Below are 22,904 nucleotides of genomic sequence, written 5' to 3'. Positions count from 1 at the left end.
GAGCGGGCATCAATCCAGCGATCAAAGCACCCTGCTAGACTTTTTACCACTTCCCGCCGCTCCTCAAAAAATTCCTTTTAACATTCGTCGTACGCTATTTCACACAGATACCGCTGCAGTCGGCTCCACCACGGTCAGGATCGCAATTGTCCGACGGGTCATCCACGCACTTCTTGCCCTCGGGGCAGGGAAATCCGGCGATTCCGCCACACATTTGTTTAGGTCCTTTATCGCCATACGCGGAGCTTCCCTTGGGCGGATAATCGACGCGCTTGCCTCCCGGTTTGGAGGGTTCTTCGGCGCCAATCTTGACTGTCTCCTTTAGCTTCCGCGGCTCTATCGCTTCTACATCTATGGATTCCACATCTCCGTCCGTATGCCGAGCGGTATAAACGCCGACAACATCCAGCGGTACCGGGCTTTTCACAACCAGAAATCCCTCAAGAAACGCGAAATCTACGCAAACTCCATCGATCGGGCAAAAGTAGCCAGCAATATCAAAACAATTTACGCCGACCGCCCCATCCGGCTGTATAACCGCTTCCTTGAATGGCGTCACGCCGAACGGTCCGGGCTCGGAGCCAAACTGTGTCGCAAGCGCCACCTTGGCGGCGACGGTGATTTTTTTATCGGTGGGATTATGTATGTTGACCGTTGTGCGGTAAGTGCCGCGCGCCAAAGTGCCGTCCTGATGAGGCAACAGCAGCGAACAAGCGACTTTGGCGGAATATTGGTATTCCGTTTTGATTGTCTTGGAAGGTTTCAACGGCTCTGCCTGGGATGCCGGAATAATACCGGTGGGGCCAAGCAAACCCCATAAACCCACCAGTGCGGAAAAGACCCCGATCGCGCGCAACTGTTTCATGATAACGACCTCCTTTTTGTTTGAATTTGGTACGAATCAATCTCGGCAATTCCGTCAAATGTCGACGCCATGACAGGTCTTATGTGCATCATTCGACCTATCGTCATCCCCGAACGGGAATAGCAACTGGATTCCGAGATTTATTCATAGCAGCGATTACTTTATAGTCAAGTTTATTTCCAGAATTTCAAAACGCTACGTGACTTTATCGCACTGAATGGCGAATAAAAGACGAGAATATTTCGCTGAATTAATGAGGGTGGTAGCAGGAGAAGCAGGTGGGGAAAAGGCAGCAGGGAAGCAGACGGGAAAAACGGCAGCAAGGTATTTCGGGCTGATACGGCGATTCAGCAAGTAACAGATCACAATTCCCGGACAGGCGCTGCTTCTTACGCGGTCACTAGGATGGCGCTAGACCGCGCCTGTGGGCGTGGGGCCTTTCTTGTGTCTCAGCTCGGCAGGATAAGCGCCATGGGGAATTTCTGGTTATTCGGCTATTCGTACGGGCGCGTCAAAGGCGGGCGGTATAACAATACAGCAACACAGGACGTCAGCCTCTGATGGCGGATTACGCCCTGTTATTGCTGAGTATCTATTGCTCAGGATAGACTTCTACCGCTGGGTCCGTTGGCCAATTTTTGGAGGAGAGCATCACAGGAACTTTGAACTGACTCAAGCGCGGTATACAGTTCCAGAAGATTCACACCCACATATTTATCACAGCTTGGGCAGGAAAGCTTCGGCTCGTACTTCAGCCGCGAGATTGTCTCCTCATACATAATTGAGCAGTGAGGACACCTGATCGTGATCGTCTCTGAGTCCAGATCGAGCGACATAGCGACCTTTCTATTAATCCGGTTGGTGTGACTTACAAATCTTAGCACAGTTGAGCCGTTTGTTTTGAAATTGGAAGTCCAGATTCGGGAGATGAAATCGATTTTTATCTGATCGATATCAAGAGATTGGATCGCAGCAATAACCTGGTCGGAGCTGCTGGCGGTTAATCAACATCTCATGTGTCGGTAAGCCGATCGGCGATCTGCCGGGCTAGTCCATGCTGACTCTATTTCTTCAAGCACCAAGAAGTACTATCGTGAAACTTCCTTTTCTCTGACATATCCGCCAGACTCTCAGGATACTTTTGACTATTAAAGCACGGGGAATACAACAGCTTCGTTTGCAAGTAACCCTGCCACCGAATATCATCTGGCGCGACTTGTGCACAAGTATTAAATCGCGTTAAGAAAACTCACTCTTGTCTAGGAAAAAATGATACCGGATTATCAGATGTTGATGCGCCCCATACTTGAATGCGTTTCCAGTGGAGAAGGTGCAATCAATGACGTTGTTGAGAAACTAGCAGACAGGTTTAAGTTAACGGACGAAGAGCGAGCCGAGCTTCTTCCAAGCGGCAAACAGACGAGATTTACTAATCGTGTCAATTGGGCGAAGAGCTATCTGAAGCAGGCAGGGCTGGTCAGCATTACGCGTAGAGGCTACTTTGAAATTACGGACAAAGGCCATGTAGCGCTTTCCGACCCCTCCACAAAGATTAATAATGCATATTTAGAACAATTTGAGAGTTTTTCAAGATTTCAAGAATCGAACAAGGGAAGCTGAGCCCGACTCGACGTCCTCTTTATTAGCGCTAACTGAGCCGACAACGGAACCCTCGACGCCAGATGAAACCCTACGCGATGCACACGGCAAGATTACCGCTACTCTGGCGAGTGAACTGCTGGATCGAGTACGGAATGCACATCCCACTTTTTTTGAAAAACTAATTGTTGCGCTTCTGCTGGCCATGGGATATGGAGGTACTTCTAAAGAAGCTGGCCGAGCATTAGGACGTAGTGGCGATGATGGGATTGATGGCGTAATTGATCAAGACCCGCTGGGTGTGGATCAGGTCTACTTGCAGGCTAAACGCTACGGAGAGGGTAATAATATTGGAGCGGGAACAATACGGGACTTTTACGGAGCTTTGAGCCTCAAGAGAGCCCATAAAGGAATTTTCGTTACGACCTCAGCATTTAGCCGGTCTGCAATCCAGACAGCACGAGACCTGCACTCCCGAATCGTACTTATTGATGGAATCCAGTTAACGCGATTGATGATTCGCTACAACATAGGATGTAGAGATGAAGAAGTGCTGTACCTCAAGAAGATTGATGAGGATTTCTTTGAGTAATAAATCCCAGGTACCGCCACAAAGAGGCTGTTAAATAAATAGTATGACTGGGCGTACAACGTATGATTAAGATTGGTGCCGGGAGGGGGAATCGAACCCCCATGACCTCGCGGTCGCGGGATTTTGAGTCCCGTGCGTCTACCAATTCCGCCATCCCGGCAACGCTTTGCCACTTCCTTTCAGGAGGGGCATTATTACTGAAATCCTGAATCGCGGCAACTCGCACAAGGGATTGCCGGCGCGTCGGTATAATACCCGCGATGAAAATTCAGGATTTCGATTTCCATCTTCCGCCTGAGCTTATCGCGCAGTTTCCACCCGAGCAGCGCGCCAGCAGCCGCATGCTGCATCTGGAAGGTTCGACGGGCGCGCTGCAAGACGCGATGTTCACCGACCTGCCTGGCTATTTACGTGCCGGTGACGTAATGGTATTCAACGACACGCGCGTCATCAAGGCGCGTCTGTACGGGGTGAAGGACAGCGGAGGCAAAGTCGAGGTGATGGTGGAGCGCGTCCTGGATGCGCATCGTGCGATGGCGATTATCCGCGCCAGTCACTCGCCGAAGCCTGGTTCGAAGCTTTTTCTCGCTGATGCGATCGAGGTGACGGTATTGGATAGCGAGGACCATTTCTATACCTTGCGCTTCGATCACGACAGTACGGTAATCGATTTGCTGGAACGTTACGGCAATCTCCCGCTGCCGCCTTACATTTCGCGGACCGCGACACAAGCGGATGAAGCGCGCTACCAGACAGTTTATGCGAAACAGACAGGCGCGGTAGCTGCGCCGACGGCGGGCTTGCATTTCGACGAGCCTATGCTTGAGACGTTGCGCGGAATAGGCGTGGTGATCAGCCACGTAACACTGCATGTAGGATCGGGCACGTTTCAGCCTGTGCGGGTGGAAAACATTGCAGATCATAAAATGCACAGAGAAATTTTCCACGTGCCGGCTGAAACGGTCGAATCAATCAGACATGCAAAAGCGGTCGGGGGGCGAGTACTGGCAGTTGGTACGACGTCGCTGCGAGCGCTGGAAGCCGCAGCAACAGCGATTGAGGGAGTTGATGAAGACGGATACGAATTAATAACCGGTCATGGCGAAACAGATATTTTTATCACGCCAGGTTATCGTTTTCGTGTGGTGGAGCGTTTGCTGACTAATTTTCATTTGCCGCGCTCAACCTTGCTGATGCTGGTGTCGGCGTTTGGCGGACTGGAAAATATCCGCCGGGCTTATCAACATGCAATAGAGGAGCGCTATCGTTTTTTCAGCTATGGCGATGCCATGCTGATCGAAAGGGAATCGTAGATCTGAATCCCTTGGAATGATTCGGCGAGCGAGCAGTATAAGCGTCATACCGGCGGAAGCCGATATGTAGCGGCGCGCAAAGCACGCCACCATCGGTTTAGACTGGATTCCGGGTCAAGCCCGGAACGACGAATTCATAGGATTTTCTCACTGGGTAAAATAGTTCACCGCTAAGTGTGCATCGATATCATTCTATAAAACTATTCCATTCAATGGCTTGAGTAATATGAAATTCCAGCTGCACTGCACCGATGGCCCTGCCCGACGGGGAACCTTGACCTTGGCGCACGGCGGGGTGGAGACACCCGCTTTCATGCCGGTGGGTACTTATGGCGCGGTAAAAACGATGTCGCCCGCGGAGCTGCAGGAGGTTAACGCCCATATCGTGCTTGGCAACACGTTCCATCTATGGCTGCGTCCAGGTCTTGAGGTGATCGAAGCGCACGGCGGCTTGCACCGTTTCATGGGCTGGGATGGGCCTATCCTCACCGATTCCGGTGGATTCCAGGTATTCAGCCTGGGCGTTATGAGAAAGATCGAAGAGGAGGGAGTCAGGTTCAAATCGCCGGTGAACGGCGATGCCTGTTTTCTTACGCCGGAAGAATCAATGCGTATCCAGCGCACGCTCAATTCCGACATCGTAATGATATTCGACGAGTGCACGCCTTACCCGGCGGACGAGGAGGCGACGCGTGAATCCATGGAGTTGAGCGTGCGCTGGGCGGAACGGTCGAGACGTGCGCATAATGATATGGGAAATTCCAACGCATTGTTCGGCATTGTCCAGGGTGGAATGCACGAAAATCTCCGCGACCGCTCACTATCCAGCCTGCTGGATATCGGCTTCGACGGTTATGCCATTGGCGGGTTGTCGGTAGGCGAGCCCAAGGCGGACATGCAGCGCATTCTCAAACACGTAGCACCGCAATTACCCGCGGAGAGGCCGCGCTATCTCATGGGTGTCGGCACCCCTGCGGATATTGTCAATGCCGTGTCCCAGGGTATAGACATGTTCGACTGCGTGCTTCCAACGCGCAATGCGCGCAATGGCTGGCTGTTCACGCGCAATGGAATAATCAAACTGCGCAACAGCCAGTACCGCCTGGATACAGCCCCGCCGGATGAGCAGTGCGGCTGTTATACCTGCCGCCATTTCACGCGGGCTTATCTGCATCATTTGCAGCGGATCGGTGAGATTCTCGGCGCACGTCTCAACACGCTGCATAATCTGTATTATTACCAGCAATTGATGAGTGAAATCCGTTCCGCCATCGAAACCGGGCAGTTCGAGGAATATGCGCAAGCTTTTCAAGCACACGCCGCATCATGCTAAAATCACCTCTTTTTGAGACAGTCACCGGAGAAATGCCATGTTGATAAGTGAAGCGTTCGCTCAGGCCGCCGCTCCTGCCCAAGCAAGTCCGGATTTTTTGAGCCTGCTGCCGCTGGTTGGCATATTCGTCGTGTTCTACCTCCTGCTGATTCGCCCCCAGGCGAAGAAAGCCAAAGAACAGAAAATGATGATAGAGGCGCTGCAAAAGGGTGACGAGGTGGCAACCACAGCCGGCGAACTGGGACGCGTGGTCAAGGTTACCGGCAATTACGTAATACTCCAGATTGCAGAAAATGTGCAAGTCATCATGCAAAAGACAGCCGTTCAGACGCTGCTGCCCAAAGGAACATTGAACAGCATCGAGAAAGAATAATAATTGAACCTCCGATGAAGGCTAAGGCGCGAAGGGCGGGGCAAAATCTCTACTTCCCTCGTAACTTGCTTATACCCCTTTTTTCTCGCCTCCCTACTCCAAAAACATGAACCGCTATCCTTCCTGGAAATACCTGATTATCGCGGTTTCGATACTGCTCGGGCTCATCTACACACTCCCCAATTTTTTTGGCGAATCGCCGGCAGTGCAGATTTCCCCGCTGCGCACAACGGCCAAGGCCGATACAGCTCTCTTGCAACGGGTTGAAGATGTGCTGAAGAAGGCGAATCTCCCAACCAACGGGATGTTTCTTGACGAAGGCGGCATCAAAGTGCGCTTTCCCGATACCGATACACAGATCAATGCCAGGGATACGCTTCAGTCGGCGCTCGGCAACGGCTACATGGTCGCGCTGAATCTCCTTCCCAACTCTCCCCGGTGGTTGACCAGCATCGGCGCGCTGCCGATGTATCTTGGGCTTGATCTGCGCGGCGGCGTGCATTTCATGTTGCAGGTCGACATGAAAGGCGCGATTTCCAAGGCGCTCGACCGCTTCAGCGCCGACATACGCGGCAGCCTGCGGGAGAAAAAGATCCCCTATGCCGGACTCGACAAGCGAGGCTCACAAATCGTCGTCAAGTTTCGTAATGCCGAATCACGCGCCCAGGCCGAAGCCGAAATAAAAAAGACCTACGCTGATTTAAACGTACGCGAAGACAATGTCGGCAGCGAATTTCATTTAACGGCCACCCTCAAGCCGGAAGCGCACAAGCTCATACAAGACTCCGCCGTACAGCAAAACATTACAACGCTGCGCAACCGTGTCAACGAACTCGGGGTGGCCGAACCCATCATTCAGCAGGCGGGCGCCGATCGTGTGGTTGTGCAATTGCCGGGCGTGCAGGACACCGCCAAAGCAAAGGACATTCTGGGGCGTACCGCAACGCTGGAGGTCCGAATGGTGGATGAGGAGCACGACATCAGCGCCGCATTGCGCGGGCAGATTCCCTTCGGCGCGGAGCTTTACACCGAGCGGGGCGGCGGCCCGATATTGGTGAAAAAGCAGGTGGTGCTGACGGGCGATCGCATCAATGACGCTCAGGCCGGTTTTGACAACAACAACCAGCCGGCGGTGCATCTAAATCTCGACAACAACGGTGCGCGCATATTCCGGCAGTTGACCAAGGAAAATGTCGGTAAGCGCATGGCAATTCTACTGATCGAGAAAAATCAGGCCGAGGTCATTACCGCACCGGTGATCCGCGAGGAAATCGGTGGGGGCCGGGTACAGATCAGCGGAAGCATGACCACGGAGGAAGCCCGCGATGTAGCGCTATTACTTCGTGCCGGCGCATTGGCTGCGCCCATGGACATCGTTGAGGAGCGCACAGTGGGCCCCAGTCTTGGCGCCGACAACATTGCCCGCGGATTTAATTCAACGCTATGGGGTTTTGCCGCGATTGCCGTTTTCATGACCATTTACTACACGGTGTTTGGCTTTATTTCCGTGATGGCGCTGGCCGTGAATCTGCTGCTGCTGGTAGGTCTTCTTTCGATTCTGCAGGCTACGTTGACGCTGCCGGGGATGGCGGCAATTGCACTCACCCTCGGCATGGCAATCGATGCGAACGTGCTGATCAATGAACGTATCCGTGATGAATTGCGTATGGGCATGCAGCCGCAGGCGGCAATTAACGCGGGATATGAGCGGGCGTTCGGCACCATATTGGATTCCAATATTACTACCCTCATCGCGGGTATCGCATTATTTGCGTTTGGTAGCGGCCCTGTGAAGGGATTCGCCGTAGTGCTGTGTTTAGGTATTATGACTTCAATATTCAGCGCGGTCATGGTTTCGCGCGGAGTCGTCAATCTGATATATGGCAGCCGCCGCAAGTTGGAGCGTATTCCCATCGGGCAAGTATGGAAGCCGGCGAGCGAAAAGCGGTGACGTCGGGATTAGCGGAGTCGGACCAGTTTGCCTCCATTAGCGGGCAGCAGGAAATAAGCGGCATAAGCAGGAAATAAGTAGAAAATAAAGGGTCAGCATGGAATTTTTCAGAATCAAGCGCGACATCCCCTTCATGAGCTGGGGAAAATATACCACCACCATTTCCCTGCTGACTTTTATCCTCGCGGTATTTTTCCTTGTCACCAAGGGACTGAACCTAGGGGTGGACTTTACCGGCGGCACGGTAATGGAAGTCAGCTATGCCGAGCCGGCGAATATCAACAAGATACGCGACACACTCATCAAACTGGGCATGCCGGATGCAAGCGTGCAGAACTTCGGGACATCGAGGGATGTGATGATACGGCTCCCGGCCAAGCCGGACACATCCAGCGCCAGGTTATCGGAGACGGTGATGGCAGCGCTGAGTCAGGAAGACAAAACGGTGGAGACGCGGAGGGTAGAGTTTGTCGGGCCGCAAGTAGGCAAGGAATTGGTGGAAAACGGCGCGTTGGCGCTACTGATCGTATCGCTTGGCATTGTTGCTTATCTGGCGGTGCGCTTCGAGTGGAAATTCGGCGTCTCCGGTATCATTGCCAACTTGCATGACGTAGTGATCATTCTCGGCTTCTTTGCGTTCTTTCAGTGGGAATTTTCACTTACCGTGCTGGCTGCGATACTCGCAATCCTTGGCTATTCGGTAAACGAATCGGTGGTTGTGTTCGACCGGATACGGGAAAATTTCCGCAAAATGCGCAAGGCCTCGGTCGACCAGGTCATAAACAACGCAATTACCCGCACCATGTCGCGTACCATCATCACCCATGGCAGCACCCAGATGGTCGTGGTTTCCATGCTGCTTTTCGGCGGCGAGGCACTGCATTACTTTGCACTCGCGCTTACTATCGGCATCCTTTTCGGTATTTATTCCTCCGTGCTGGTGGCAAGCCCCCTTCTCATGTTGCTGGGAGTTTCGCGCGAGGATATTGTGAAACCTGAAAAGAAGGAAGCAGCGGAAATAGTGCCCTGATTTTCCCACCCGAATTTAGGTTAAACAGCTTCCCCCTCGCCCTCTTTAAGGTTTGTTTTGGAACTTCTCACCACATTCATCGATATCATTCTGCACCTTGATCAGCATCTCATCTGGCTGGTTCAGAATTACGGCACCTGGGTTTATCTCATTCTGTTTTTGATCATTTTCTGTGAGACCGGGCTAGTGGTGATGCCGTTCCTGCCGGGAGATTCATTGCTGTTCGTGGCGGGTGCGATAGCCGCCACCGGCGCAATGGATGTTCAGTTGCTGGCGGTGTTGCTCATGTTTGCTGCAGTTTGCGGCGACAATACCAATTACTGGATCGGGCGATATTTCGGGCCCAGAATGTTCACTCGGACAGACTCGCCTTTATTGAATCGCGCTCATCTTGAAAAAACCAACCAGTTTTATGCGAGGCATGGCGGAAAAACAATCATCTTTGCCCGCTTTCTCCCCATTATTCGCACCTTTGCGCCCTTCGTTGCCGGTATTGGCCGCATGGTCTACCCTTATTTCCTGGCTTACAGCGCGTTTGGCAGCGTTTTCTGGATCAGCTTTTTTGTATTCGGCGGATTTTTCTTTGGCAACGTGCCGGTGGTGAAAAACAATCTTACCTATTTCATTTTCGGCATAATCATCATTTCCATTCTTCCGGGCATTATTCAATTTGTGCGGAATTGGCTTGGAAATCGCGGGGCATCGCAGGCGCCGATGAAAGGGCCATAGCCGTAGCGAATCGAACAGATCGAACGTAGTTTTTTACCCTGCCTGGTCCTTGGCTAGTCCTGGCTAGTCCCGGGCCCCCAGCCCTAGCGCCCGCTCCCGCGATCCGGCCTTGTTCTCGTCCGAATGCTCCGCTCCCAGCCATCCTTGTAAATTGCTGAGAGCGATATCGGCCAAGGCCTGTATCCAGTCGTCGCGCTCATTGAGGCAGGGGACGTAATGAAACTCCTGACCCCCGGCCTGGATGAAAATAGCTTTGCCTTCCATGGCGATTTCTTCCAGGGTTTCGAGGCAATCGGAAACAAAACCGGGACAGACGACGTCGATCCTCCGGGTATTTGCCTTGCCGAGCTGCTCCAGCGTAACCGCAGTGTACGGATTAAGCCATTCAGCCCGTCCGAACCGGGATTGAAAACAAATCTGGTACTCGCTTGCGTTCAGTTCCAGCGCCTCGGCCAGCAGCCGGCCGGTTTTCTGACATTCGCAATGATAAGGATCGCCTTTATCCAGGTTAACGCGCGGTACGCCGTGAAAACTCATCACCAGCCTGTCGGGGCGACCGTTTTTAGCCCAGTAATCGCGTACATTTTGTGCCAGAGCGGCAATATAGCCGGGATGGTCATGATAGTGCTTCACGGTGCGTATGGCGGGAGTGTTGCGCATCTTGCCCAGTTGCGCAAATACCCCGTCGAATGCCGCCGCAGTGCTGCTGGCGGCGTACTGCGGGTAGAGCGGCAGCACCAGAATGCGCTCGCAACCACGGTTTTTCATTTCCCACAGTACCTCGGCGATGGAAGGATTGCCGATGCTCATGGCGTATTCCACCATCGGGGGCGCAGGTTGAACGCGTTCTGCCAGGACATCTCTCAGTAGCTGGGTCTGACGCGCGGTATGGACTTTCAGCGGGGAACCCTCCGGCGTCCAGATCTGCGCGTACTTTTCCGCAGATTTTTTCGGCCGGGTATTCAGAATGATGCCGTTCAGAATCGGCCACCACACCCACGGCGAAATCTCGATCACTCGCCTATTGCTCAGAAATTCTTTCAGATAAGGCCGCAGCGCCTGGGCCGTTGGCGCATCAGGCGTGCCCAGGTTAACCAGCAAAATGCCTGTCTGGCTTTGCGTACCGTGTCGGTAAGCCGGTTCGGAGGAGATCAAGTTATTTCAGTTCCCTCTGGAAAACGACAAGTACACTGGCTTCGTCTTCTGTGCCGCCGTGCCACATGTGTATTTTCACCTCTCCTGGCCGTATTCCCAATCCCTGATAGTGATTCGAATCAGATAGAGGCTTGATTCGGATAGAGGCTCAGGAGCAAGGCTGCCAAGTCCTGCTAGCCTTTACCCTATTTCCCTGTTACAGAAGGGGATAGCTAATGATGCGACAACGCACTGGAGAGCAACCTGGCTGTCACGTCCACAATCGGAATGATGCGTTCGTAAGCCATGCGTGTAGGGCCGATAACGGCGACGGTACCGACCACTTTTCCGTCGACCTCATAAGGCGCTGTAACAACGCTGAACTCATCCAGCGTCACCATATCGGACTCGCCGCCGATGAATATCTGTACGCCTTCGGCCTTGCCGCTGAATTCCAGCAGCTGCAGCAACGCGGTTTTGCGTTCGAACAGATCAAACAATTTCTTCAGGCTGGCCATATTGCTCGACAAATCATGTACATCCAGCAGTTTGCGCTCGCCGGCCACGACCATGGCTTCACTGTTTTCCCTGATCGCAGCGCCTCCCGCCTCAATGGCTGCTGTCATGAGGTGAGTCATGTCGTGGCGTAATTGTTTCAATTCGCCCTGAAGACGGGAGCGGATCTCATCAATGGCGCAACCCGCATAATTCTTGTTGATGAAGTTGGCCGCTTCTGTCAGCTCTGTCTGGCTGTAAGTCCGGTCGGTAAAAAGCACACGGTTCTGAACATCTCCCTCCGGGGTGACGATGATGAGCAGGACGCGCTTCTCCGACAGCGTCATGAATTCGATATAGCGGAATATGGCGCTGCTGCGTTTGGGAGCTACTACTACACCCGCAAAGCGTGTCAGTTCCGCCAGTAATTGCGAAGCGGAGCTAATCAATCGAGAAGGATTATCCGGGTGCAGCTGGTCTTCAAGCTGGTGGATCTCAATGACATCCAGAGGCTTCACCACCAGCAGCGTATCAACAAAAAACCGGTAGCCTTGATGAGTCGGTATGCGTCCGGCGGAAGTATGAGGGCTGGCAACAAAGCCCATCTCCTCGAGGTCAGCCATCACGTTTCGAATGGTGGCTGGACTCAGATCCAGGCCGGAGAATTTGGAGAGCGAGCGCGAGCCAACCGGCTGACCTTCGGTGATATACCGTTCGACCAGGGTCTTGAGCAGAATTTTAGCGCGCTGATTGAGCATTTTACTATTTTACACCAGGATACGTCGTTACGGCTGAACTGAGTTTCGGCTTTGCAACACGTCCGGCTCGGGCTATCTCGAGAGGAGTCGGCTGCCTCCGCTAGAATTCATTCATCCAAGATTGATGGAAACCTCTCTTTGGCCTTTATTTTTGAAAAAGATTCCGCTCAAACTCGATATAAGCATTCCGTACGCAGTCTATCGTTACCTGGCCGAATTCTTTGTCACCTTTCTACTGATATGGTTTAATCATGGAAGCGAGGGCAGGCCGGTTTCATCAGTATTCGGAACATATTTTTCTATTCAACCCAGCAATGAATTCTCCTTTCAAAACAATAGCCCTCATCGGCAAGCACAGAAATCCAGATATCGTGACCCCTTTGTTAAGCCTGGGGCGGTATCTGGAAGACCGTAATCTGGAAGTGCTACTGGACAGTCTTACCGCAGCTACTGTGGCGGAGACCGGATACCCCGCCATCACCATGGACGAGATCGGCGCCCGGGCTGACCTGACCATAGTCCTGGGCGGCGATGGCACCATGCTCAATATCGCGCGGAAACTCGCACCCTTCGATGTGCCGCTGGTCGGTATCAATCAGGGTCGACTCGGGTTTCTTACCGACCTTTCCATTGATACCATGCTGGAAACCCTAGGCTCCATATTGGACGGCAGGTATATTACCGAGCGGCGCATGCTGTTATGCGTTGAAGTGGCACGCGAAAGTGCCATCACATTCAGCGCCCTGGCGCTAAACGATGTTGCCGTAAACCGAGGTGTCGGCGGCAACATGATAGAATTCGAAGTGCGTATCAATGGCGAATACGTTTATTCGCTGCGCTCCGACGGACTGATCGTCGCGACCCCCACCGGCTCTACCGCATACGCATTGTCGGCGGGTGGTCCCATTCTTCACCCCAGTCTTGATTTGATCGCGCTGGTGCCGGTCAGCCCACACACGCTGAGTAATCGCCCCATCGTGGTCGGACCCGATGCCGCAGTGGAAATTCTGATGCAACGCACCGCGGTCGCGCGTGTTCATTCGGATAGCCACGCCCATTACGATTTGCGGGAACATGACAAAGTTGTCGTGCGGCGAGCGCCGCACATGGTAACGTTATTGCATCCTTTCAACCATAGCTATTACCGCATGCTGCGCGAGAAGCTTGGCTGGAGTGGCCTACCGCGGAATCCTGCATGAGTCTTCGAACATGTTGACATTTCTGAGCATTCGGGATTTCGTGATCGTTGACTGCGTGGAACTGGAATTCGTTCCCGGTTTCACCGTGCTTACCGGGGAAACCGGTGCTGGAAAATCCATCCTGATTGATGCGCTTTCGCTTGTGCTGGGCGAACGCGGCGACGCGACTGTGGTACGCAATGGCTGCGAGCGCGCTGAAATCAGCGCCGAGTTTGATATCAGGGTGCTGCCGGACTTGGCCGACTGGTTGCGGGAAAATGGGTTCGAAAATCAAGGTGATGACGACGGCGTATGTCTGCTGCGCCGTTTAGTGGATGCCAGCGGCCGTTCACGCAGTTTCATCAATGGACGCTCCGCCACCTTGCAGCAATTGCGCGCAGCCGGGGAAAACCTGGTGGATATACAGGGCCAGCATGCACATCAGTTGCTGTTGCGCAGCGAAGCCCAACGTGAACTGCTCGATGCCTATTCAGGTAGTCGGCAGTTAGCGCAACGGGTGACAGAAGCGTATCGCGTCTGGCAGGAAGTGCGTCAGCGGCGCGTGGCCTGGGAGCAGAAGGCGGCTTCGTTTCTTGAGGAACGCGAGCAACTGGAGTGGCAGGTAAACGAGATCTCCGCGTTGAATTTTTCACCCGAGGAGTGGCAGATGCTGCAAGCCGAGCATGGCCGCCTATCCAACGCCGCAAGCCTGATAGAGGCGGCGCAGATGGGGTTTGAAGCGCTGTCAGAAGGTGAATCCGCCGCGCTTCCGCAGCTCAACGGGGTGATTTCGCGCCTGCATCACCTGCTCGATTGCGACAACAGCCTGAAAGTGGTGCTTGATTTACTGGAGCCCGCGCAGATCCAGCTGCAGGAAGCCGTATATGAGCTGGGGCGTTATCAACAGCGCCTCGATCTGGATCCCCAGCGGTTGCAGGAAATGGAAGAGCGGTTGGCTGCGATTCATGCCGCAGCCAGAAAATATCGGGTTATCCCTGATCAATTGCCGGAGTTGTTGAGAACGCTAACAGAGCAACTGGAAGAATTTGGCCATAAGGAAGATGGCGAATTGCTGGCGAGGGAAGAGGCAGCAGCAAGAGATGAATATCTCAAGCTGGCAAAGAAGTTAAGTGCAGAGAGGAAGAAGGCGGCGATAACGCTTGCGCGGCAGGTCACCGGCGCCATGCAAACCCTGGCGATGGCGGGCGGAGAATTCGCGGTGGGCCTGATCCCGCTTGAGCAGGGCAATGCCCACGGTATGGAGCAAATCGAGTTCCAGGTATCCGCGCATCAAGGGCTGCCGCTGCGGCCCTTGGCAAAGGTCGCATCGGGTGGCGAATTGTCGCGTATCGGCCTGGCGATACATATCATTACGAGTAAGCTGGGCGCGACGCCCACACTCATATTCGACGAAGTAGACGCGGGTATCGGCGGGGGGGTCGCGGAAATGGTCGGCAGCTTGTTGAAAAAACTGGGTGCCGAGCGCCAGGTGATGTGCATCACCCATCTGGCGCAAGTGGCTTCGGCGGGAGATCATCAATGGCAGGTCACCAAATCAATTGATCCGGCCACTGGAAAGGTATCGAGCCGGATCGTTGTGCTTGAAAAGCAGGAGCGAGTCGAAGAAATCGCGCGTATGCTGGGCGGCGCAAGAATCACAGACACTACTCGCAAACACGCGGCCGAATTGTTGCTGTCCGCCAGGGAAAACGGCGCGGCCTGATCCCGGTAATCCAGGGGCTGACCAGGTGGCACATTATGAACCAGTCTGATTCAGGCTTGGTTCATGCTTGGTTCAGGCTTTGCAGTACGAGGGTATCCAACTGCGTTCTATCATGCGAGCAGGCAACTCATTAAAATCAAAGGCAACACCGTCCTTGATCATCTGATCGACATCCAGTAACTGTTTTATTTCAGGAATATCGTTAAAAAACAGGGTATAAAAGGGCCTGACCAGCGCTTTGGAAACTCCCATCCCGATGGGGCCGATAAAATTCCTCCGTTGTCCGACATGCGCGACTTCATCAATCGTGATTTCGTCCAGCAGTTCTTTCAGGCGGTCGCGAACTTCGGGTTCTTCGGTCAGTATTTCATCGAAAAGACGGTACAGGTGGCAATAAAAAGTCACTCCCATCAGCTCAGTGATAAAAGCGGGCGAATCCATTAAAAACCCCGGAAACTTCGGGAATTGTTCGTAAATTTTTTCCTTGATCGGTCCCAGGGGAACCCACTCCACCTTGTCCAGACCGCATGTCAATAACATTTCATTAAAGAGTCGTACATGACAGAATTCTTCGGCCAAATGCATGCGGCTGATCTTATCCTCTATTGTGTGTGAGTTTGCCATATCGGGAACGGCGTCCCATGCACCTTTTATTCCTACCCATTCATGTCTCGCGAATTTGTAAATGCAGGTCAGCATCAACGTCAAGCGATCCAGTGACTTTGGATCATCCCGCATCTCAACGTAATTACGGTAAAAGGATTCGGGATCAGCAATCGGCCGCCGCAGCCTGACCGGATGATCGCGAAAATATTTCAGCCGGGCGCGTTTCTTTGCGAGATCTTTGTCATCTTCGATAAGTTGCCCACCATGTTGCTGAGTAAACTCCCAATAGCTTTCGAAATTTTCCTTTCTTTCCTGCTTTGTAGCGGGTGAAAAAATGGACCGGTATTTAGTTGACGTCATATGCTTGGGCTCCGTGATAGGCACGATGATTTATTTCGTGCGGGATAATAACAATTGGGGATGAATGGAATGTGACAGGCCAGGGGCCCGCAAATAAGGGGTCGGGTTGAATGCTCTTATTGAAAGCCAGGTATCAAACAGTACCGGGGGTGCAGAGAAATTTTCTCCGGTGATCAGGGGAGCCTCATCGGCTAGGAGCCCGTATATTCGTTGGGCCCAGCTCGATCAACTACAAGCGGGTAAGCGGCAGGAGCAATGACATTAGTTGAATTATGCCGAAATTCAGCTTGCATCATGCTGCAGACCGGTAAAACATCCGCGCTAGGGCGCCTCTGCCAGTGCCAGGAATTCGGCGCGCTGAGCGGCATTTTCCTTCAGATCTCCAAGCATGGCGGACGTAACCGTTTCTTCGCCAGCGACAGCAATGCCGCGTGATTCCATGCACATATGGCGGCAACGGATAATCACGCCGACGGCCTTGGGCTGCAGATGCTCAATCAGAGACTGTGCAATTTGCTGAGTCAGGCGTTCCTGAACCTGTAAACGCGCGGCAAAGCAGTTGACCAGTCGCGTCAATTTGGACAACCCCACGATGTGTCCGCTCGGGAGATACCCAATGGTCGCATGGCCGAAAAAGGGCGCGAGATGGTGTTCGCAATGAGAGTAAACCGGAATCTGCCTGACAACAATCAGTTCATCGTAGCTTTCGCCGCCATCCGCAAATGTCTTTAAAATTGTTGCCGGGTCCTGGTGGTATCCGCGCGTCCAGTGAGCCCAGGCGCGCGCGACCCGCCCCGGCGTTTCGCGCAGGCCCTGCCGTGTTGGATCTTCACCAATTGACCGCAGTAGCCGCTGCCAGTCGGCTATGCCAAATTCCGAGTCGTTTGAGCTCATGATTACTATGCCTTTGTTTTAGGTAAAGTATGGATGGTATGTTATAAACGCCAAATATCGACAGGGTCCTGATGCACATCGGCACCAATTCCAGTTAAAGCGGCACGCGTGCATGTTGCCAAAAGAGCAACGCGAAATGTCTGGACTAGTGATAGCGGGCGAGACATAGATGATCCTCCGGTCTCGGTGACTGACGCTACGTTGTCTTTCTTCGGTGACAACGGGCGCTGTTCCATAATAGCACAACGCAATTAAGGAATTATCCAGTATTTGAGCTATGGACCTGTTCCGGCACGCATGAGCAGGTAAATTTGGTAAAATAGCTCATGAAAATTGCTACGTGGAATGTAAACTCTCTCAAAGTCCGTTTGCCACATGTGCTGGATTGGCTGGCATTGAATCAACCCGATGTTTTGTGCCTGCAGGAAACGAAGTTGCAGGATGAGAACTTTCCGATAGCAGAAATTGCAGAGGCTGGTTACCAAACGCTCTATAGCGGCCAAAAAACCTATAATGGCGTCGCCTTGCTCAGCAGACAGTCCGGGAATGAAATCATCACCGCCATACCTGGCCTGGAAGATCCTCAAAAGCGTGTTCTAGGGGCGATTTACAATGATGTGAGAGTGATTTGCATCTACGTTCCCAATGGCGAGCACGTCACATCAGAAAAATACCAATACAAGCTGAAGTGGCTGGCTGCGCTCAAGGATTGGGTGCGTGACATGCTGAGTGAACATCGGAAACTGGTGCTGCTGGGAGACTTCAACATCGCTCCCGAGGAGTGCGATGTACACGATGCGAAATTATGGGAAGGGCAGGTTCTGTTCAGTTTGCCGGAGCGCGAGGCGTTTCGCGACGTACTCAACCTGGGTCTTACGGACAGCTTCCGCCTGTTCGAACAACCGGAGAAATCGTATACCTGGTGGGATTATCGCATGATGGCGTTCCGCCGCAATATGGGTTTGCGGATAGACCATATTCTGCTCAGTAACGATCTTGCGAAAACCTGTACCGCCTGCGTCATAGACAAAGAAACACGACGACTGGAGCGGCCTTCCGATCATGCCCCGGTAATGGTGGAACTGGCAGCCTTTGGACCTGAAGAATCGAAGCGAGAAAGCCGATTTTCTCTAATTCCGGCGCACTGCCCGGGAACTTCTGAACAGGCTCCCGGCTTTACGGGAAACGCGGAATCCACCGAGAGTTATCCGCAGAATTCCTGAGTACCGAGCCGTAGAGTTATTCCAAGGCCTCAGCTAATTATGGCGGTTATATAATGTTTTGCGGCTCAATAAGCCCCATGGAAAGGGCGCGGGAGATCGCCTGCTGGCGGTTGACCACGCCCATTTTTTGGGCCGCATTCTGAAGATGAAAGGTCACGGTGCGTTCCGAGATGCTGACAATGTTGGCTATTTCCCAGCCGGTTTTGCCCTCCGCTGCCCATAACAGGCATTCTTTTTCCCGTTCGGTGAGGTTGATTTTTTTCAGGGGAACCGGCCCTTTGCTGAGAACAATTCGCTGCACCGCCTCCTGGAGATAGCAGGTTAATAGCTGGGCCTTGCCCATCATCTCGACAATATCGTCCTGTGCTTCGCGAGATTCCCGCGAGGTAGCAAGGCTTAACATTGCAGTCTCGCCATGCCCGCCGTGAACCGAGAAACTGGCGCCACTCACCAATCCGCAGTCCCTAGCTTCGCTTCTTACCCGCGCCTCCTTCCGTCCCTTGAAAATCTCATTCCTCCAGATAATGGGTATTGACGTTCTCGCACAGTGGGAAACGGTCGGATCAATATTGGCATAGCCTGCTTCATCATAATGCTTGTGCCATACTTCCGGATAACAGCTCAGAATGAAGCGATAAGGACGGGTGAGCGAAGTATTTACCTGCACCCCGTACAGAAAATGCTCGAACCCCATCTGGCGGGCAATAGCAGTGGTACTGGTATGCAGTTCTTCTACCGTTTCGCAATTCAGCAACGATTCGAACAGGTTTAAATTATTCATGATTTTCTCCTCTCATGATATATCCACTTTGTTGCAGTATTCTTACCGCCTTTTACAGTCGCGCGGCATTTTATCAACGTCCGAAGTACAATGCGCTATTTCCGACGCTGGATTATCCCGCAATGTTATTTTATTTAATAATCCTAAATCCGCCGCATAGCGAACTCACCAAAAAGGTGAAGGTCAAGTGATACAAAAAAGCCTGTGTGGATCATTAACCCTAAACTGAAAAATGAGTGATCAACTGCCGGATTTAGGATAATACAGCGATTCAGGTTTTTTGGACTATGACATTTGCTGATAAAGGCACTGGCTTTAACAATGGTTCAGTGACGGATAGTTATTGTCGGGAATAGGGCATCATGGATTATTATGCGCGATTGCGAGATTTTTCAATCTGCTGAAAAGACCATTTAAAACACCGCTTTTCTTGTCCCACTTTCCCCTTATTGATCCGGCCAGAAAATACTATGAGTCTCGTCATTCCGGGCTTGACCCGGAATCCAGCCCAAGCCAACAATGGTGTGCTTTGAACGTCACTGGATACCCGCTTTCGCCGGTATGACGTTTTTACTGTTTGCTCGCCGGATCATAGCCAGCATACGTGGAGATGGGTTTCGTTCTGCGCCAGAATTTCCGAAAATCGGCTCGACCGGCGGTGAAACTCCTGCTTGTTTTTTCGCCAAGTGCAGTGAGGGATATCTGGTCGAATTTACCTAGCTTTGCCATGGCCCACAAAGGAGCAAACCAGTTCCGTTCCAATTCCCTTAAACTTTCGCGCCAGCCATAGGCATCCGCGTACTGGGCCTGGCCATGAAGTGCACCAAGCAAGACAAGATGATTGCCCGCAATGTGGGATTGTTGCCAGATCCCGGCGTCCGGGGGAAGCTGTGCGTGATTGACACCACACGCTAGAGCCAGGGAACCGGAGAGAACATCATTGCTCCATACATGGGTATAGGAGCAGGTCAAAGATTGCGGCACGATTCCACCTCCCCAGAACCAGACGCCGTTAATAGCAGGCTCCCCGCGCGCTTCCCGCAGTTCATTGAGTGGATGCTCATGCAGCAGCATCTGGACTTCATTGAAGAGGCTGCGCCAGAACGCACTGTTTATGCCTGATGGTAATAGTTCGTTGATGCCTTGATTCGCCGCCTCGCTGAGTAAATGTGTTTTTACCGGTTGTGTTTCTGTTGCGCGCAAATACCAGCGATCGGGTCGTAGCGGCAGGAATTCGGTTTCCTGGCCGGCGGCCCGAAAATGCCGGTTAAGCAAAGCGGTAAGCTCATCGGCTTCTTGTGGCGAAATATGGAAAACACGGCTGTCGGCCAGAACGACCTGATTGCGCTCGATGCGCAAATGCACGGGATCCGCGCGGATCCAGTAATCGCTTCCTGCCTTGATATGTTCTGGGCCATCCGTTTGCAGAGTAATAGGTGCCACTGGCCAGTCTTCTTGCTTTGCGATGCCAAACGTGCGGCACAGCCAGGCCTCAACCTCTTGCGGCTCACCGTCAGCGTATGAACATTTTGCCAGCAGGTTTTCCAACGCAGACAGGGGCAGATCTCGGTAAAGTTCGGGAAGGGCGGGTTCCGGCCAGAAGAGTGAGGGAACAAGCAAATGCAGGTTCATTGTAGCGAAATCCCGAAAATCCAGCATTGCGGCCAGCCAATTGAGGCACGAAACGGACGAGGGCCTTATTCGGAAATAGGTTGTGCGGGAATCGGGAAGGGATGGTACAGCTAACAGCGGACGCTTGCTAGCCGCCCGCAACCGTCATCCGGTCTATCAGCAGAGACCCGCATTGTTTTGAACCGCGTACAATCACATCATTACCCACTGCGGAAATGCCGCGCAGCATATTTTTCAGGTTGCCGGCAATAGTGATTTCCTCGACCGCGTGGCGGATCTCGCCATCTTCCACCCAGTAGCCCGCCGCTCCCCGGGAATAATCTCCCGTAACGGGATTCACCCCCTGACCGAGCAATTCGGTTACCAGAACCCCTTTGCCCATTTTCTTGAGCAGCGCGGAGAATTCGAGCCCAGCGCCATTATCCAGAATCAGGTTATGGTTGCCGCCCGCATTTCCCGTTGTGCGCAGCCCAAGCTTGCGAGCGGAATAACTTCCCAGAAAATAGCCTTGTACTACGCCATTCTCTACTACCTTGCGCTCATGGGTGGCCACTCCCTCATTATCAAACGGCTCGCTCGCGAGGCCTTTTTTCAGATGAGGCAGCTCCCGGATCTGAATGTCCGGCGCAAATACCTGTTTGCCGATACTATCCATCAAGAATGACGATTGCCGGTAAAGACTGCCGCCGCTCACAGCACCGACAAAATGGCCTATCAGACTGACGGCAACCGGCGCTTCGAATAGAACAGGTACTTCGCAGGTGGCGATTTTCCTCGCCCCCAGACGCGCAACACTACGAGCTCCTGCTTTCCTGCCGACACTATCGGCCTGTTCGAGATCAGCGGCATCTCGCGCTACACTGTACCAGTAGTCGCGCTGCATCGTGTCATCCTCGCTCGCAATCACCGCACAACTGATGCTGTGACGCGAACCAGGATAACCGCCCATGAACCCCAGGCTGTTTGCATACACAAACTGTGATTCACTGAGCGAGACACTCGCGCCTTCGGAGTTGGTGATACGTTTGTCGACCGCAAATGCGGCAGCTTCGCAGCTCTGGGCAAGCTCTATTGCCCGCTCTACGGGCAGATCCCATGGGAAATACAAATCAAGATCGGGGAATTCTCGCGCCAGTAGATCAGCATCGGCCAGTCCCGCGCAATCGTCCGCCGCTGTGTGACCGGCAATCGACAGTGCTGCTGCTACTGCGGCGCTTATCGCTTCGGGGGCGAAATCCGAGGTGCTTGCATGGCCCCGCTTCTGGCCGATGTATACCGTTACCGACAGTCCCTTGTCGCGGTTGTACTCGATGGTTTCCACTTCCCCCCGCCGCACTGTGACATTCTGCCCGAAGGCATCCGATATATCGGTTTCACAGGCAGTGGCTCCGCTCTTCCTGGCCTGATCCAATACATCCCGCGCGATTTTCTGGAGTACTTCGGAAGGATAGGAAAAACGAGGCGAGGACTTGGCGTTATCGTTCATGAGGGGGCGTTAGTGACATTACGTTGATTAGCTATCAAAATAGCACCTGCGCACTTATTTTCAGGCGAATATAAGCAGGTAGGATTGGCCGAGATTATGTGCGGAATGACGCTATGATAGCAGTTTCTTAACGCGGCATTAAGGAACCTTTCGCATACCTCCCCGCAAAGCTGCTCGTTCCTTACATGGAAACAATTAGCGGATATTCTTAACCAGGACATAATGCAAAAAAATCCCGCAAACGATTCCGAAGAGCTTTCTCGGGAATCCGAAGTGTCTTCTCCACCCAGCAAGACGCGCCGCAAGCAGGAAATGCATGCGCTGCAGGATATTGGCGAACAATTGGTGCAACTCGATCTCAAGCAATTGACCGAACTTGATTTGCCGGACACGCTCACAGACGCCATACTCGAAGCGAGGGGCATGCGGAAACATGGTGCGATTCGCCGGCAGATGCAATTCATCGGCAAATTAATGCGTCATGTGGATGCCAGGCCGATCCAGGAAAAACTCGATTTATGGAGTGGCCTGAACCTGCAGCATTCCGCACGGCTGCACCTGCTGGAACGCTGGCGCGAGCGATTGCTCGCGGATGAGCAGGCGCTCGGCGAGTTTGCGCAAAAATACCCGGGTTCAGACCTGCAACACCTGAGAGCGCTTATGCGCAATGCCCAAAAGGAAAAGCTTGCAAACAAGCCGCCCAAAAGCTTCCGTGCGCTATTCCAGGAATTGCAGAGGATTATTCCGGAAGATTCCGGAAGAAATGATGTAACGGGAGAATGATGGCCAGGAAAAGGCTATATGGAAATAACTGTGCCGCTCGCTGGATCTTGCGCAGTTGGAGAAGAA

At 52.9% G+C, this 22,904-nt stretch carries 19 protein-coding genes, 1 tRNA gene and 1 pseudogene; 12 read left to right on the top strand and 9 right to left on the bottom strand.

The window, feature by feature from the left end:
• Positions 1–94: 94 nt before the first annotated feature.
• Positions 95–865 (bottom strand): Kazal-type serine protease inhibitor domain protein, encoded by a 771-nt coding sequence (locus BMX66_RS10205; protein ID WP_090881818.1) that lies wholly within the window; start codon positions 863–865, stop codon positions 95–97.
• A gap of 1,269 nt (positions 866–2,134) precedes the next feature.
• Between BMX66_RS10205 and BMX66_RS15815 the strand changes: the two genes are divergently transcribed.
• Together BMX66_RS15815 and BMX66_RS10200 are read left to right on the top strand one after the other, a co-directional pair.
• Complete coding sequence (locus BMX66_RS15815) at positions 2,135–2,485, top strand: winged helix-turn-helix domain-containing protein (protein ID WP_199679313.1); 351 nt, start codon at positions 2,135–2,137, stop codon at positions 2,483–2,485.
• Positions 2,442–3,056, top strand: a complete 615-nt coding sequence (locus BMX66_RS10200) for a restriction endonuclease (protein ID WP_199679314.1) — start codon at positions 2,442–2,444, stop codon at positions 3,054–3,056. Before BMX66_RS15815 ends, BMX66_RS10200 begins: the two co-directional genes overlap by 44 nt.
• 73 nt (positions 3,057–3,129) lie before the next feature.
• On the opposite strand, the gene BMX66_RS10195 is transcribed toward BMX66_RS10200, so the two are convergent.
• Positions 3,130–3,216 (bottom strand) — tRNA-Leu (locus BMX66_RS10195).
• Positions 3,217–3,316: 100 nt separating this feature from the next.
• On the opposite strand from BMX66_RS10195, the gene queA reads away from it, so the two are divergent.
• From queA to BMX66_RS10165, 6 genes are all read left to right on the top strand, one after another.
• Positions 3,317–4,369 carry a tRNA preQ1(34) S-adenosylmethionine ribosyltransferase-isomerase QueA gene (gene queA / locus BMX66_RS10190; RefSeq protein ID WP_090881816.1) on the top strand — a complete coding sequence of 351 codons (1,053 nt, stop codon included), beginning with the start codon at positions 3,317–3,319 and terminating at the stop codon, positions 4,367–4,369.
• A gap of 226 nt (positions 4,370–4,595) precedes the next feature.
• On the top strand, positions 4,596–5,702 hold the full coding sequence (tgt, locus tag BMX66_RS10185) for a tRNA guanosine(34) transglycosylase Tgt (protein ID WP_090881814.1): 1,107 nt from the start codon (positions 4,596–4,598) through the stop codon (positions 5,700–5,702).
• A 37-nt stretch (positions 5,703–5,739) separates the two neighbouring features.
• Positions 5,740–6,075 (top strand): preprotein translocase subunit YajC, encoded by a 336-nt coding sequence (gene yajC / locus BMX66_RS10180; RefSeq protein ID WP_090881812.1) that lies wholly within the window; start codon positions 5,740–5,742, stop codon positions 6,073–6,075.
• A 106-nt stretch (positions 6,076–6,181) separates the two neighbouring features.
• Entirely contained in the window at positions 6,182–8,026 is a 1,845-nt protein-coding gene (gene secD / locus BMX66_RS10175; protein ID WP_090881810.1) for a protein translocase subunit SecD, read from the top strand.
• A gap of 97 nt (positions 8,027–8,123) precedes the next feature.
• Positions 8,124–9,056: a protein translocase subunit SecF gene (secF, locus tag BMX66_RS10170; protein WP_090881808.1), complete on the top strand. Its 933-nt coding sequence runs from the start codon at positions 8,124–8,126 to the stop codon at positions 9,054–9,056.
• A gap of 57 nt (positions 9,057–9,113) precedes the next feature.
• Positions 9,114–9,785 carry a DedA family protein gene (locus BMX66_RS10165; RefSeq protein ID WP_090881806.1) on the top strand — a complete coding sequence of 224 codons (672 nt, stop codon included), beginning with the start codon at positions 9,114–9,116 and terminating at the stop codon, positions 9,783–9,785.
• Between the two features lie 63 nt (positions 9,786–9,848).
• On the opposite strand, the gene hemH is transcribed toward BMX66_RS10165, so the two are convergent.
• The gene (gene hemH / locus BMX66_RS10160; RefSeq protein WP_090882068.1) at positions 9,849–10,937 is read right to left on the bottom strand and encodes a ferrochelatase; all 1,089 of its coding nucleotides are present in this window, start codon (positions 10,935–10,937) and stop codon (positions 9,849–9,851) included.
• A gap of 215 nt (positions 10,938–11,152) precedes the next feature.
• A complete protein-coding gene (gene hrcA, locus BMX66_RS10155; RefSeq protein ID WP_090881804.1) occupies positions 11,153–12,172 on the bottom strand; it encodes a heat-inducible transcriptional repressor HrcA in 1,020 nt (339 codons plus the stop codon).
• Positions 12,173–12,486: 314 nt separating this feature from the next.
• On the opposite strand from hrcA, the gene BMX66_RS10150 reads away from it, so the two are divergent.
• Positions 12,487–13,371, top strand: coding sequence for an NAD kinase (locus BMX66_RS10150; RefSeq protein WP_090882066.1), 885 nt, complete (start codon positions 12,487–12,489; stop codon positions 13,369–13,371).
• Between the two features lie 10 nt (positions 13,372–13,381).
• On the top strand, positions 13,382–15,073 hold the full coding sequence (recN, locus tag BMX66_RS10145) for a DNA repair protein RecN (RefSeq protein ID WP_090881802.1): 1,692 nt from the start codon (positions 13,382–13,384) through the stop codon (positions 15,071–15,073).
• 72 nt (positions 15,074–15,145) lie between these two features.
• Here the strand turns inward: recN and BMX66_RS10140 are convergent, their stop codons facing one another.
• Together BMX66_RS10140 and folE are read right to left on the bottom strand one after the other, a co-directional pair.
• Complete coding sequence (locus tag BMX66_RS10140) at positions 15,146–16,039, bottom strand: hypothetical protein (protein ID WP_090881800.1); 894 nt, start codon at positions 16,037–16,039, stop codon at positions 15,146–15,148.
• A gap of 321 nt (positions 16,040–16,360) precedes the next feature.
• On the bottom strand, positions 16,361–16,933 hold the full coding sequence (gene folE, locus BMX66_RS10135; protein WP_090881798.1) for a GTP cyclohydrolase I FolE: 573 nt from the start codon (positions 16,931–16,933) through the stop codon (positions 16,361–16,363).
• 326 nt (positions 16,934–17,259) lie between these two features.
• On the opposite strand from folE, the pseudogene xth reads away from it, so the two are divergent.
• Positions 17,260–18,021: pseudogene (gene xth, locus BMX66_RS10130) on the top strand (exodeoxyribonuclease III); the annotation flags it as partial.
• A gap of 181 nt (positions 18,022–18,202) precedes the next feature.
• On the opposite strand, the gene BMX66_RS10125 reads toward xth, so the two are convergent.
• From BMX66_RS10125 to pmbA, 3 genes are all read right to left on the bottom strand, one after another.
• Positions 18,203–18,937, bottom strand: a complete 735-nt coding sequence (locus BMX66_RS10125) for a LuxR family transcriptional regulator (RefSeq protein WP_090881796.1) — start codon at positions 18,935–18,937, stop codon at positions 18,203–18,205.
• A 570-nt stretch (positions 18,938–19,507) separates the two neighbouring features.
• Positions 19,508–20,569, bottom strand: coding sequence for a phosphoglycerate mutase (locus BMX66_RS10120; RefSeq protein ID WP_090882064.1), 1,062 nt, complete (start codon positions 20,567–20,569; stop codon positions 19,508–19,510).
• 127 nt (positions 20,570–20,696) lie between these two features.
• The gene (gene pmbA / locus BMX66_RS10115) at positions 20,697–22,055 is read right to left on the bottom strand and encodes a metalloprotease PmbA (RefSeq protein ID WP_090881794.1); all 1,359 of its coding nucleotides are present in this window, start codon (positions 22,053–22,055) and stop codon (positions 20,697–20,699) included.
• A gap of 222 nt (positions 22,056–22,277) precedes the next feature.
• Between pmbA and yjgA the strand changes: the two genes are divergently transcribed.
• Positions 22,278–22,838, top strand: a complete 561-nt coding sequence (yjgA, locus tag BMX66_RS10110; protein WP_090881792.1) for a ribosome biogenesis factor YjgA — start codon at positions 22,278–22,280, stop codon at positions 22,836–22,838.
• The last annotated feature ends 66 nt before the right edge of the window (positions 22,839–22,904 follow it).

The sequence above is a fragment of the Nitrosovibrio sp. Nv6 genome, assembly GCF_900110495.1.
Classification (GTDB): Bacteria; Pseudomonadota; Gammaproteobacteria; order Burkholderiales; family Nitrosomonadaceae; genus Nitrosospira.
Note: the sequence above shows the minus strand (reverse complement) of the source record. Positions and strands in the feature narration are given on the sequence as shown.

What these genes read in the sequence shown, in the direction of transcription:
- BMX66_RS10125 (WP_090881796.1), bottom strand. Translation starts at nt 18,937, where the DNA reads ATGAATAATTTAAACCTGTTCGAATCGTTGCTGAATTGCGAAACGGTA.
- yajC (WP_090881812.1), top strand. Translation starts at nt 5,740, where the DNA reads ATGTTGATAAGTGAAGCGTTCGCTCAGGCCGCCGCTCCTGCCCAAGCA.
- folE (WP_090881798.1), bottom strand. Translation starts at nt 16,933, where the DNA reads ATGAGCTCAAACGACTCGGAATTTGGCATAGCCGACTGGCAGCGGCTA.
- hrcA (WP_090881804.1), bottom strand. Translation starts at nt 12,172, where the DNA reads ATGCTCAATCAGCGCGCTAAAATTCTGCTCAAGACCCTGGTCGAACGG.
- BMX66_RS15815 (WP_199679313.1), top strand. Translation starts at nt 2,135, where the DNA reads ATGATACCGGATTATCAGATGTTGATGCGCCCCATACTTGAATGCGTT.
- BMX66_RS10120 (WP_090882064.1), bottom strand. Translation starts at nt 20,569, where the DNA reads ATGAACCTGCATTTGCTTGTTCCCTCACTCTTCTGGCCGGAACCCGCC.
- BMX66_RS10205 (WP_090881818.1), bottom strand. Translation starts at nt 865, where the DNA reads ATGAAACAGTTGCGCGCGATCGGGGTCTTTTCCGCACTGGTGGGTTTA.
- recN (WP_090881802.1), top strand. Translation starts at nt 13,382, where the DNA reads ATGTTGACATTTCTGAGCATTCGGGATTTCGTGATCGTTGACTGCGTG.
- yjgA (WP_090881792.1), top strand. Translation starts at nt 22,278, where the DNA reads ATGCAAAAAAATCCCGCAAACGATTCCGAAGAGCTTTCTCGGGAATCC.
- secF (WP_090881808.1), top strand. Translation starts at nt 8,124, where the DNA reads ATGGAATTTTTCAGAATCAAGCGCGACATCCCCTTCATGAGCTGGGGA.
- BMX66_RS10150 (WP_090882066.1), top strand. Translation starts at nt 12,487, where the DNA reads ATGAATTCTCCTTTCAAAACAATAGCCCTCATCGGCAAGCACAGAAAT.
- secD (WP_090881810.1), top strand. Translation starts at nt 6,182, where the DNA reads ATGAACCGCTATCCTTCCTGGAAATACCTGATTATCGCGGTTTCGATA.
- pmbA (WP_090881794.1), bottom strand. Translation starts at nt 22,055, where the DNA reads ATGAACGATAACGCCAAGTCCTCGCCTCGTTTTTCCTATCCTTCCGAA.
- queA (WP_090881816.1), top strand. Translation starts at nt 3,317, where the DNA reads ATGAAAATTCAGGATTTCGATTTCCATCTTCCGCCTGAGCTTATCGCG.
- BMX66_RS10140 (WP_090881800.1), bottom strand. Translation starts at nt 16,039, where the DNA reads ATGACGTCAACTAAATACCGGTCCATTTTTTCACCCGCTACAAAGCAG.
- tgt (WP_090881814.1), top strand. Translation starts at nt 4,596, where the DNA reads ATGAAATTCCAGCTGCACTGCACCGATGGCCCTGCCCGACGGGGAACC.